This is a genomic window from Rhizobium sp. BK377 (assembly GCF_014193935.1).
Taxonomy (GTDB): domain Bacteria; phylum Pseudomonadota; class Alphaproteobacteria; order Rhizobiales; family Rhizobiaceae; genus Rhizobium.
The window spans coordinates 1,665,317-1,677,024 of the sequence record NZ_JACIAC010000001.1 but is presented as its reverse complement, the minus strand read 5'-3'; the positions used below and the strand labels follow the sequence as shown (position 1 = coordinate 1,677,024).

9 protein-coding genes, 1 tRNA gene and 1 pseudogene are annotated in these 11,708 nt (G+C 56.7%); 4 read left to right on the top strand and 7 right to left on the bottom strand.

Annotated elements, in window-relative coordinates; all coding sequences use genetic code 11:
* The first annotated feature begins 50 nt into the window (after nucleotides 1-50).
* On the top strand, nucleotides 51-1,577 hold the full coding sequence (locus FHT92_RS08325; protein WP_183823745.1) for a hypothetical protein: 1,527 nt from the start codon (nucleotides 51-53) through the stop codon (nucleotides 1,575-1,577).
* Between the two features lie 88 nt (nucleotides 1,578-1,665).
* On the opposite strand, the gene rpsA is transcribed toward FHT92_RS08325, so the two are convergent.
* The 4 genes and pseudogenes from rpsA to aroA form a co-directional block, all read right to left on the bottom strand.
* Nucleotides 1,666-3,369 carry a 30S ribosomal protein S1 gene (rpsA, locus tag FHT92_RS08320; RefSeq protein ID WP_037100373.1) on the bottom strand — a complete coding sequence of 568 codons (1,704 nt, stop codon included), beginning with the start codon at nucleotides 3,367-3,369 and terminating at the stop codon, nucleotides 1,666-1,668.
* Between the two features lie 176 nt (nucleotides 3,370-3,545).
* The gene (gene cmk / locus FHT92_RS08315) at nucleotides 3,546-4,190 is read right to left on the bottom strand and encodes a (d)CMP kinase (RefSeq protein ID WP_183823743.1); all 645 of its coding nucleotides are present in this window, start codon (nucleotides 4,188-4,190) and stop codon (nucleotides 3,546-3,548) included.
* 133 nt (nucleotides 4,191-4,323) lie between these two features.
* A pseudogene (locus tag FHT92_RS29200) lies at nucleotides 4,324-4,395 on the bottom strand (FMN-binding negative transcriptional regulator); the annotation flags it as partial.
* Between the two features lies 1 nt (nucleotide 4,396).
* On the bottom strand, nucleotides 4,397-5,749 hold the full coding sequence (aroA, locus tag FHT92_RS08310; RefSeq protein WP_183823742.1) for a 3-phosphoshikimate 1-carboxyvinyltransferase: 1,353 nt from the start codon (nucleotides 5,747-5,749) through the stop codon (nucleotides 4,397-4,399).
* 274 nt (nucleotides 5,750-6,023) lie between these two features.
* On the opposite strand from aroA, the gene FHT92_RS08305 reads away from it, so the two are divergent.
* Nucleotides 6,024-6,404, top strand: a complete 381-nt coding sequence (locus FHT92_RS08305) for a TIGR02300 family protein (protein ID WP_183745486.1) — start codon at nucleotides 6,024-6,026, stop codon at nucleotides 6,402-6,404.
* A 149-nt stretch (nucleotides 6,405-6,553) separates the two neighbouring features.
* Nucleotides 6,554-6,629 (top strand) — tRNA-Ala (locus tag FHT92_RS08300).
* Nucleotides 6,630-6,736: 107 nt separating this feature from the next.
* On the opposite strand, the gene FHT92_RS08295 is transcribed toward FHT92_RS08300, so the two are convergent.
* The 3 genes from FHT92_RS08295 to FHT92_RS08285 all read right to left on the bottom strand — a co-directional run bounded on the left by FHT92_RS08295 (nucleotide 6,737) and on the right by FHT92_RS08285 (nucleotide 10,934).
* Nucleotides 6,737-8,161, bottom strand: a complete 1,425-nt coding sequence (locus tag FHT92_RS08295; protein WP_183823740.1) for a hypothetical protein — start codon at nucleotides 8,159-8,161, stop codon at nucleotides 6,737-6,739.
* 573 nt (nucleotides 8,162-8,734) lie between these two features.
* The gene (locus tag FHT92_RS08290) at nucleotides 8,735-9,481 is read right to left on the bottom strand and encodes a hypothetical protein (RefSeq protein WP_183823738.1); all 747 of its coding nucleotides are present in this window, start codon (nucleotides 9,479-9,481) and stop codon (nucleotides 8,735-8,737) included.
* Nucleotides 9,482-10,073: 592 nt separating this feature from the next.
* Nucleotides 10,074-10,934 (bottom strand): DUF2971 domain-containing protein, encoded by an 861-nt coding sequence (locus FHT92_RS08285; protein ID WP_183823736.1) that lies wholly within the window; start codon nucleotides 10,932-10,934, stop codon nucleotides 10,074-10,076.
* Between the two features lie 187 nt (nucleotides 10,935-11,121).
* On the opposite strand from FHT92_RS08285, the gene FHT92_RS08280 reads away from it, so the two are divergent.
* The gene (locus FHT92_RS08280) at nucleotides 11,122-11,685 is read left to right on the top strand and encodes a recombinase family protein (protein ID WP_183823734.1); all 564 of its coding nucleotides are present in this window, start codon (nucleotides 11,122-11,124) and stop codon (nucleotides 11,683-11,685) included.
* The last annotated feature ends 23 nt before the right edge of the window (nucleotides 11,686-11,708 follow it).

Genomic DNA, 11,708 nt, shown 5'->3' with positions numbered 1-11,708 from the left:
TCTCTTTGTAGAACCTGCTTTCATAGCCACTTAGCGAAAGGAGCGTGCCTGTGTTGTCTCCCATTCGTTCAGCGTCCAATGCAAGCCTTTCTTCTCAGGGTCAGGCGGCGGCAATCGTTGCCGGTGGCCTCGGCCGTTCCGTGGTCGCCCCCGCTCCGGTGAATGCAGTTGAAGCAGCCGATCTGAATGCCGCGATTGCCGGCAAGCTCAATATTCTGCTTATTGCCGCGCGCCAGCGCATGATTGAAGCGCTTCTCGACATCATCAATTCCACGGGACGCACCATCGCTCTGCAACGCGGCGAGGGTGAATCCGATCAGGCCTTTGCCACACGTGTCGCTGATGCCGTCCGTCGCATGCCCGACGCCGAGATTGATGCGGTCGAGCGCCAGCTTTCCGACGACGGACATAGCCTGCCGCTGAGAATGATCGCCGCAGCCCTCAAGGATCCGACCGGGCCGGAGGCCACCCGTGTCATCGCCTATCTCGAGATTATCAGCTACAAGGACAGGGATCTCGCAGCCCGCGCCGTTGTCCGCTCTTATCGCCAGAATGATGCTGCACCGCTGCCGCGCGCCGAGCCGCGGCCGGAAATCAAGCTTCAGGGAGAAACCCTGTCCGCGGCGCGCCAGTCCTCAGCAAAACCGGTTGAAAGTGCAGCGATGCCTGCTGCCGAAGAAATTGTCCCGGCCGAAACGGCTCTTGTCGTGACGACCGACCCAATCGTCGAGGACCAGCAGACCAACAATCAGCCCGCCACAGCGGCGCATGAAGCTTCACCGCAGTCGACCGCGCTACGAGAAACAGAAGAAGGCCAGGCTGCAGCGGCAGAACAGGAAGTGGCCGAACCGGAACAGGCCGGAGCCGCTGCTGAGCAGCAGACAATCTCCGCCAAGGCTGATCCGGTTATCCCGCGCAACTGGACCGGCATCGCAAGCTCCATGACCGAACAGGTTTCGCAGATGATCGCGACGATCATCCGCGAGCAGGAGGCAACTGTGCTGTTGATGGATACGCCTGTCGAAGCCGCCGTCGAAATCGATGCAATGTTGGACGAGGCCTTCATCAGCGATGCGACGGAGAGCCTGGTTCGCACAACCCGGGAGGATGTGATCGAACCCGCATCGGCCCAGGCCGCCCAAGCTTCCCGCCCGTCCCAGGCGGAGATCGCAACAGCCGCCCAGACGACAGGCCCCGCCAGGGACATTGCCGCTCAGCCGCAGCCGGTTCCTCCCTCGGCGGTCGAGACACTCTCATACGTTCCGCTCGCGGCACGTATGCCGGACGGTCTGCCCTATGCCCAGACGCCGTACCAGTTCGCTCGTGACGAATATAAGGCGACCAAGGCCGATGAGCCGCCTCGTCGCCAACATGAAAATGGCGACTCTCAGGATCAGCAGCAACAGCAGCAGGCGCAATCCGGTCAGGGCGGCGATGAGCAGCAGGCCGAGGAGGGCGAAGCCCCGCGGGAGGAGCGGCGCCAGCCGAAAATGTTCGATCCCGATCCGTCGACTGCTCCGGCAACAGTCGCCGACCCGGTCTATGCCCTCTACCAGCGCATGGTCGGCTGGGAATAATCCAACCGGAATTTCAGACAATCTCCTAAAACAAAAGAACCCGCCGGATCGCTCCGGCGGGTTCTTCATTTCAAAGGATCAGCGAAAATTATTCGCCGCCGCGGTTCTTCAGAGCAGCACCCAGGATGTCGCCGAGCGAAGCGCCCGAGTCGGACGAACCGAACTGAGCGACGGCTTCCTTCTCTTCTGCGATTTCCAGAGCCTTGATGGACAGCATGATCTTGCGGTCCTTCTTGGAGAAGTTGGTAACGCGGGCGTCAACGGTCTGGCCGACCGAGAAGCGTTCCGGACGCTGCTCGTCGCGATCGCGGGCGAGGTCGGCGCGACGGATGAAGGAAGTGATGTCCTCGTGATTGACGAGCTTCACTTCGATACCGCCGTCGTTGATCGCGATGACTTCGCAGGAAACGACTGCATTCTTGCGAAGGTCGCCGGAAGCTGCCGCTTCGCCGACTGCATCCTTGCCGAGCTGCTTGATGCCGAGCGAAATACGCTCCTTCTCGACGTCGACGTCAAGAACGACTGCCTTGACGACGTCGCCCTTGTTGAACTCCTCGATGACCTGTTCGCCTGGACGGTTCCAGTCGAGGTCGGAGAGGTGAACCATGCCGTCGACATCGCCGTCGAGGCCGATGAACAGGCCGAATTCGGTCTTGTTCTTGACTTCGCCTTCGACTTCAGTTCCGGCCGGATGGCTGCGGGCGAATGCTGCCCACGGGTTTTCCAGCGTCTGCTTGAGGCCGAGCGAAATACGGCGCTTGGACGGATCGACTTCGAGAACGACGACTTCGACTTCCTGGCTCGTGGACAGGATCTTGCCGGGGTGAACGTTCTTCTTGGTCCAGGACATTTCCGAGATGTGGATCAGGCCTTCGATGCCCGGCTCCAGCTCGACGAACGCACCGTAGTCGGTGATGTTCGTGACGGTACCGGAAATCTTCTTGCCTTCCGGATACTTGGCCTGGATGCCATCCCACGGATCGGACTCGAGCTGCTTCATGCCGAGCGAGATGCGGTGGGTTTCCTGGTTGATGCGGATGATCTGAACCTTGACCTGCTGGCCGATGTTCAGGATTTCCGACGGATGGTTCACACGGCGCCATGCCATGTCGGTGACGTGCAGCAGGCCGTCGATGCCGCCGAGGTCAACGAACGCACCGTAATCGGTGATGTTCTTGACGACGCCGTCAACAACCTGGCCTTCTTCGAGGTTCTGAACGATTTCAGAACGCTGCTCGGCACGGGACTCTTCCAGAACCGTACGGCGCGAAACCACGATGTTGCCGCGGCGCTTGTCCATCTTGAGGATTTCGAAGGGCTGCGGGTTGTGCATCAGCGGAGTAACGTCGCGGATCGGGCGGATGTCGACCTGAGAACGCGGCAGGAAGGCGATCGCACCGTCGAGGTCGACCGTGAAGCCGCCCTTGACCTGGTTGAAGATAACGCCTTCGACGCGCTCGCCAGCTTCGAACTTGGCTTCGAGCTTGATCCAGCTTTCTTCGCGGCGAGCCTTCTCGCGCGACAAAACAGCTTCGCCAAGCGCGTTTTCGATGCGCTCGACGTAAACTTCGACTTCGTCGCCGACCTTCAGCGAACCGTCCTTGGCACGTGCGCCGAATTCCTTGAGCGCGATGCGGCCTTCGACCTTCAGGCCAACGTCAACAACGGCGACATCCTTTTCGATGCCCGTGACGATACCCTTGGTAACATAGCCTTCAGCCAGATCGTTCTTGGCAAAGGACTCTTCGAGAAGGGCCGCGAAATCCTCGCGAGAGGGAGTAGCTACTGACATAAAATCTCCTGCGTGGCCTTCGATAGCTTCAAGGCTCACGTATGCGCCGGTTGGTTCGAGTTGAATGGGCCTGAACCCAGTCCGCCTTTTTTCAAGAAGGCAATCCGGCGCGTGGACGGAATTTCAGGCTTGCTTTCGCACGAGCGTCCCGCGCATGAAACGCGGAAAGCGCTTGATTAGGCATTTCGGCTCAAGGCGGCGTCGATAAACGACTTAGCGGCTTGAAACGCGGCCTCTATACTCATTTCCGACGTGTCAAGCAAGTGCGCATCGACTGCCGGTTTCATCGGGCTGTCCGCCCGGTTCATGTCGCGATCGTCGCGCCGTTTGACGTCTTCGAAGATCGCTTCGAAATCTGCTGATCCGCCCTTGCCGATGATCTCGTCGTAACGGCGCTTCGCACGGACTTCCGGCGATGCCGTCACATAGAGTTTCACCGGTGCGTCGGGGCAAACGACGGTGCCAATATCGCGCCCGTCGAGAACCGCCCCCGGCGCTTTCTCGGAAAACCGCCGCTGCGCCTCAACCAGCGCCCGGCGAACCGCCGGCATCACGGCAATTTTCGAGGCGGCTTCGCCGATCTCGTGTTTCGACAATATATCGCGATCGAGGCCTGCGAGTTCAACCTCCCGCGCCATCTTTTCAGCGACAGTCTCGTCGTCGAGCGGCAGTCTGGCATCGATGAGTGCCTTTGCCGTCGCCCGGTAGGTGAGGCCGGTGTCGAGATGGTGAAAGCCGTACTGCTCCGCGATCCGGCGCGAGAGCGTGCCTTTGCCCGCTGCGGCCGGGCCATCGATGGCGATGATGAAGCTGTCGGTCATAGAGTCCTTCCGTACAAAGGCTGCCATAACGGCATACCAATTCCTGTATTTCGGCTCGCTTTGCCATCTCGGTAAGGTCCTTGGCAATATCCGTGCAGCCGCAACCTGCCGGTTCCGGATGACTTTCGTGCTCGAGTGGATGGGCACGGATCAGCGCATGCTGCACATTGAGATCGTCTTCGCGGAAATGGTGTGGCTGGTACATGTCAGGCCTGCTCGATCTTCGCCCCGAGGCTCTCCATCAGGTCCATGAACTGAGGAAAGCTGGTTGCAATCACACTGCCGTCGTCGATCCCGACAGGATGCTCTGAAGCCAGCCCCATGACAAGGAAGCTCATGGCGATACGATGGTCGAGATGCGTGATGACCTGCTCGCCGCCAGCATTGCCGAGCCCCTTGCCATCCGGCCGGCCGGTAACGGAAAGCCAGTCCTTGCCTTCTTCGCATTCGACGCCGTTGAGCTTCAGCCCTTCCACCACAGTCGTGAGCCGGTCCGATTCCTTGATCCGCAGTTCCTGTAGCCCGTTCATGACCGTTCTGCCCTTGGCAAAGGCGGCGGCGACGGCAAGTACCGGATATTCATCGATCATCGACGGTGCCCGCTCGGTCGGAACGCTGATACCGGTCAATTCCGAATGGCGCACGCGCAGGTCCGCGATATCCTCGCCGCCCGCAAGCCGCGGATCGAGGATCTCGATATCGGCGCCCATCTCCTGCAGCGTCAGGATTAACCCGGTTCTCGTCTGGTTCATCAGTACATTGGAAATAGTGATGTCCGAGCCCGGCACCAGCAAAGCCGCCACCAGCGGGAAAGCCGCGGAGGAGGGATCGCCAGGCACGTCGATGATCTGGCCGGTTAGCTTGCCGCGGCCCTGTAGACGGATCGTCCGCGTGCCGTCCTTGTCGGTCTTGATCGAAAGTTCCGCGCCGAAACCAGCCAGCATCTTTTCCGTATGGTCACGCGTGATCGCTGGTTCGATAACCGTTGTCACGCCCGGTATGTTGAGACCGGCCAGCAGCGCCGCCGATTTCACCTGTGCCGAGGCGACGGGCAGGGTATAGCGGATCGGTGCCGGCGTTTCCGGCCCGCGCAGCATGACCGGCAGGCGGTCGCCCTCCACGGCCTTCACCTGCACGCCCATGCGGCGTAATGGATCAAGCACGCGGCCCATCGGTCGCCGGGAAAGCGAGGCATCGCCGGTAAAGACGGTGTCGAAATCATAGACGCCGGCAAGGCCCATGATCAGGCGTGCGCCGGTGCCGGAATTGCCAAAATCGAGCGGAACCTCCGGCGCAAGCAATGCGCCGTTGCCTGTTCCGTTGACGGTCCACGCATCGTCTTCCTTACGGATCACGGCACCCATGGCCTGCATAGCCTTGCCGGTATTGAGCACATCCTCGCCTTCGAGGAGCCCGGTAATGCGCGTTTCCCCCGATGCCAGCCCGCCGAGTATCAGTGCACGATGCGAGATCGACTTGTCGCCGGGAATACGGACGGTTCCGGAAAGCCCAGCGGATTTGCGGGCGATGGCCGGCTTCGATGCGGAACCCTGCGACATGGGTTAATCCCTTGCAAAGGCAACATATTCGCGCCGCTCACAGCTCGCTGCCGGAATGTTTTCCCGGTTGATTCTGCGGCAATCGCGGCTGGTTAGCACAAACTTGCCGAGCGGTCATCCGCGATGCTGGCGAAAAGCCTGAAGTGTCCGTGAACTTTAGCTTTGACACGGGAAGCCGTACCGATTAAGGGGACCGGCTTATAAATTCCGAATAGAACGCCGGTTTGACGGCATTTGCCGAATCTCGCATTCGGCCATTCTCACGAGGCTTATAGTGGCGAAAGCGGAACTTGGAACCAAGCGCACCGATCCGGAAACCGGCAAGAAGTTCTACGATCTAAACCGGGACCCGATCGTTTCTCCTTACACCGGTAAATCCTACCCCCTGTCCTTCTTCGAAGAAACCTCGGCAATTGCCGAAGTCCAAGATGAAGATGAGGTTGCAGAAGTCGATACCGAAAACACCGAAGTCGAATTGGTTTCGCTTGAGGACGCCGATGACAATTCCGGCGGCGACGACATCCCGGATATGGGCGACGACGATGTCGAAATCGAAGGCGATGACGACGATACCTTCCTCGAAGCCGATGAAGATGACGAAGATGACGACATGAGCGACATCATCGGCGTCACCGGCGACGAAGACGAAGTCTGATCGAACGAATACCGGCCCGGACGACAAAAATTTCCCGGGCCGGATTTTTTAGGCTTGCCATCTGCGAAAACCGCAAGTAATAAGCCGCCACTCCAGAGGGAACGCCTTCCGGAGCATCCCAGGACCGGCGCAAGCCGGACCACCCTGATGGGGCTATAGCTCAGCTGGGAGAGCGCTTGCATGGCATGCAAGAGGTCAGCGGTTCGATCCCGCTTAGCTCCACCAAATTTCGCTTCGTTCGTTATTTCCCTTAGAAATCAATCTGATGTGGCCTGCCGCTGAGCGGGCAAGTACCCAAAGAAGTACCCAGCGAGCATACCCAAATCTGAGCGCTATGGTTTCGTTCTAGTCCAGCGTCGAGTCATGTGTTCGTACTCGGCCCGGAAGAATCGGCAGATTGACCGAATCGAGCGCAGCTTTTGCTCGTCATCGCCATTAGTTTTGCTGAGCCGGTCCTGCCAGACCCGCAAACCCTGGGCTAAAGACTTCACGATTTCCTGCGGTGCATTTGAACGTGAGCCTTGCAGCCGTTGCGGATAAACGCCTGTCATGATGTAGGGGTGGCGAAGTTGATCCTGATAAGCCTCGCGTTGGGCTGACCAAAGAGCGTGAGCAAGTGGCTTACCAAAATGCTTACCGATTGTTCGCAGGAGTACATCCTCTGCCTCGACGCCTGTAACCGGCCATAGCGTGCCAACGTAGGCCCGTGCGTTCGCGAACATGAAGCGCTTGGAGAGTTCGTGCCATGAAACGCAAGCGTTGTTAAAAATGACCGGTGTGCGGTAGTTAGCTAAAGCTGCCGGGAGCGCTATGAGGTTGTTGTCGAACATGCGAAGTGCCGCCGAGCCCAAAACGCGGTCTATGGTTTCCTTGGAAATTGGCTCCAATTCGTGCGTCTCGTGAGTTTGACGCATATATTCAAGTATTGCCGAGCCGACGAAGACCTTCTTGCTTTTTTCTGGATCATTCCAAAGCACGCTATCCAGGGAATGAAATCGGTCAAATCGTGTTAAGTGTACTATGTCAGGATCGTCATCTGACTGAGCAATACCCAGCGCTATGTCTACAACAAGCTGTCTCGACTTACCAACGGCATCCTTGAATTCGTACGTCCAACGATAACCTGGGGCGTCCCCGCAGTGAGTAGCGATGATCAATAAATCATATGGGAAATGCTCAATCATCAGGCTTACGTCGCGCACGTTCGCAGCGGGTCCCTTGTATCCCCGCACGAATGTCCCCCGTTGCGCCAGCAGCTGGGCGGCGGTCGCAATTTCTGGTGCAGGTGTCTGACCGGGGTCTACTACAACTGCCGAAACAGTTTCACCCTCGTTTGAGGTTGTGCCAGCGAAACCGTTGATGATCGCCATTCCGAGATCGGGATAGGTGAACAAGTGCGTGGAGGGCGCTTCGGTATATCCAAAACCAAAGGGCAGCTTGTTTGTTATGAACGTCAGTGATGGAGATACCGGGAGTCTTAAATCTCCACAGAAAGAGCGTAATTGCGACCGCAGGTTCTCTCTAAGTTCATGGGCAGAGTAGTCCGGATGGTCATACAGCGAGTAAAAAGTCTCCAATATGGCGTCAGCCACATCAGCAGGGACCTTGGGGATGATAGCAAGTCCGGCTCCCAGTCCATATGCGTAGTTGGCTGCAATGACCTCACTGAGTTCATGTCCCTGTTCACAAACCACTAAATGCCCTGTTCGACCTTCGACAACTTCGCAGGGGGATGGTCCAGTCGTAAACTCGATCATCCGACGCTCACGGAGAGCTTTAAGAACTCCGATCCCAAGGTTGTCGCATCCCCAGACCAAAGCGGGTGACGTTGACGAGTCGTGGGCAGTCTCACCTCCCAAGCCTATCAGCGAACTTGCGTCCGAGATGTAGGTGGTTCGGCGGATTGGAAGATAATTTCCAAGCTGGGAACGAGCGGCTCTGGATAGGCCCACCATATAAATTGACTGGGCACCTGAGCGAGCGACCGCGTTGTTGCATCTAACAACTTCAGAATCAGCGTCGGGTCTGGAAAGGCGCGGGCCAGCCAGCACGGGTAAGTAACTGCCTCGTACGGCTAATTTGCATGAAACCTGTGCAGCAAGTTTCGCATCTTCAGCAATAACTAGTGAGTTGGAGAGTTTTGGCGGTTTCAAACTATGCTCGATTCACTGCTGTCCTACAGGCGCGAGTTGCATACAAGGTGGAGGTCTAGCACTGTGATGAAATGGACCGAGGCTATCCACCTTGCTGCTGGACAGTTCCCGACGTTCGCGGACTGGTAAAGACCATGCCGAAAAACATTACTTCTCCAGTCTGTCGGTTCGGTTATCTCAGTGGGATACAAGCGGGCCATCACCAAGGACAGCGCTGATCCGGTTCTTGAGCTTTTCACGCAACTCTTCTGGGGTCTTCCATGTGATGTGGTTGAACTGTCGAGTATCGAAGTGTACGTGATTAATGTGATCCTCGCGGCAACACCAAATCACTGGGATACCTAGACCCTGTGCAAAGCCCGCCTCGTAGTAGACACCGCCTCTTGGTATCGCGGTAATTCCTTCTCCAGAACCGACTAGCCCACACGTAAAGTCCGCGATGAGGAACTTGGAGCGCCTGATTTCGGCGATGATCTCGTCGTCAATCTTATTACTATGCTCCTTCTGATCGATCCGCATAGGCTTGTATCCGGCATCGCTTACTGCTGGCGCGATACCTTGATTATAGGCTTCAGCGACTTCCGCTCCGAACCACATAGCGACGAACGCTTGATGCGAGTCTTGGGAAGCAGCTCGAAGCACTTCGAGATGTGCATACCCAGCGAACGTGAGTGCTAGATTCCCGCTCTTTGACGTGAGGAGGCCTTGATCTTCAGCGAAGTTGATAAGGGTCTCGACTTCACTAACCTTCACGGATTCGGTAGCCGCCAGAAGGTAATCCTGTTGTGCCCAATAGGAGTTCTCTTCCCTAGAATCGCCCATCACGGCATAGATGTAGTCAAAGTAACGCATCGGTTCCCCTAACTCCGGGGTGTGCGCTGCAATAGCTTCAAGGAGACCATCACGGCGCTCGGTAATACTCATGGGATTAGCTGCCTCAGCTCTCTCCACCTCCGCAGACGTAATGGTTGGCGAAGTGTTTCCCGCTCGCCTCTGATCCATAAGCCACGTAGTGAGATACGCTTTATGTTGCGGAGAGAGAGACTGAAGATTGATCTTCGCTGAGCGCGTGATGTCGTACTTCCCGCCTGCTCGCGGCGAATCGTAAAAGTCAGCATCGCGCAAAGTCATTCTGCCGCTGTTATGGGTTCGTGTTGTCCAGATGGGGCATGGAGCCGACATTGAAGATCTCCCGTGCAAAACGTCGCTGATCGGTTACTACCCTGAGTCGGTGCATATAAGGTAGCATTACCCGCTCCGCTCCAAATGCTTTCCAAAATTGAGTAGGATCATCTCCAGGGAGGGCCGATGAGGAGGTGCAGGCCGACAGCTTACTGTGAAGTTCCAGCAGCTGTGTGGTCTCCTAGATGCCGTCCAACACACAAGACTTGAACGGGACCTTCGGGTCCCTTCTTGTCACTAAGGCGCAAGCCGGAGCAGATTTGGGGGTCACGCATCTGAGCGGTGATCTACGTGCCAGTTGCCGCGCGATTCCCCCCCGGTAGGGTAGATCCCCTTAGCCTCTGAAAGGAATCTCCGAAACTTTCACATGAACATCTCTGTAGTATTTGCTGTACGCAAGAAACTTTTTGATGCTCTCGACCGTCAAATCAACATCTTTGCCGGGTCCGACGGTGACACTTAATATAGGAAGCGCTCGGTTGGCTTTTCCAATTTTGATGTAGGGGACTAAGAGATTGTCCCGGACACGAAATTCTGGATGGCGACCGTGACTGACAATACGCCACTCATTCTCCTCACTAAATGCTTTGTCTTTGATTCTTGCCGCAGCTTTGAGAATTAGGTTTTTATTCATGTCCGGGAGATCTAAGCCCTCCATTCTTCCGAGAAGCTCGCGAAAGTGAGTTTCCAGCCTTGGGCTGGTCGCTAGGCTTTGAAATAAACGTCTGGCGTCCTCTTGGCCGTAAATAACGTTGACCAAGTCAGCTGCATATGTTTTCGAAAAGTCATTTAGCCGTCCCCTATCGAATTGAATCGAGACACTTTGCCTTGCTAGGCCATATCCTCTCCACTGACTCAACAAGTCGGGTTCCACGCAGAAGCAACATACGTACACATCTGGAATATCGGCGCGAAGCTGCTTTAGAGTAATCAGTGAAGGCTTGGCTTTTGGTTTAGCGGACTTCAAATACTCTCTGATTATCGCCCGCGCTACGCCCAAGCCGTATTCCATCTCTTGTTCGTCATTTAAGAATTTAATATTCGATGCCCACAGCTCGTTCTTTGTAAGAATTGATTGCAGAGCGCTAAGATCGCAATAGTGAGAAAGCGTCGATGCGTTTTGCGACAAAATCTCGGCCTCGCCTTCTTTCAATCGAAGAGGCATGCCGCTAAAAAGATCATTGCTGTATTCCACGTCGTCCTCCCAACACGCGTTCTCTCTTATCAGCCACGATTCGCTTTCTATGGCCAGTCTCAATGGGCCAAGCCCTTGTGAGTCTTTGCGACGGGCACCCCAATGGTCTCACACAAGTGCAGTTGACATTTTGAGACTTATGGTATCTCATAGTCTATAACCTGTGTGAGACTACAAGGACGCCACGATGGCAACAGTGATGATAGGTTATGCCCGCACATCCACCACCGACCAGAAGGCAGGGCTAGAGGCCCAGCTCCGAGACCTTCAAGCGGCGGGCTGCACTAAGGTTTTCAAAGAGCAGCTCTCTTCCGTCGCCACCGAAAGGTTAGAGCTGGAGCGCGCCTTGGATTTCGTGCGTGAAGGTGACGTGTTGGTGGTGACAAAGCTGGACCGTCTAGCCCGCTCAGTGGCTGACCTCATGGCGATCACCGAGAAGCTCCGGCACAAGGGCGTTGAGCTGCGCATCTTGGCGCTCAATCTCGACACCTCCACGCCTACCGGGAAGCTGATGCTAAATCTGCTGGGGTCTATCGCGGAGTTCGAGCGGGAGCTGATGTTGGAGAGGCAGCGGGAGGGAATCGCCAAGGCAAAGGCGGAGGGCAAATATAAGGGTCGTGCTCCCACGGCCCGCACGAAGGCGGACTCCGTATTGAGCATGAAGAAAGCCGGGAAGACCCCAGCGGAGATACAGAGGGCACTAGGTATCAGCCGAGCAAGTTACTTCCGGATAGTGAAAGATGCAGCTTGACGGTAGCGCTCGCCCGCTCGTTT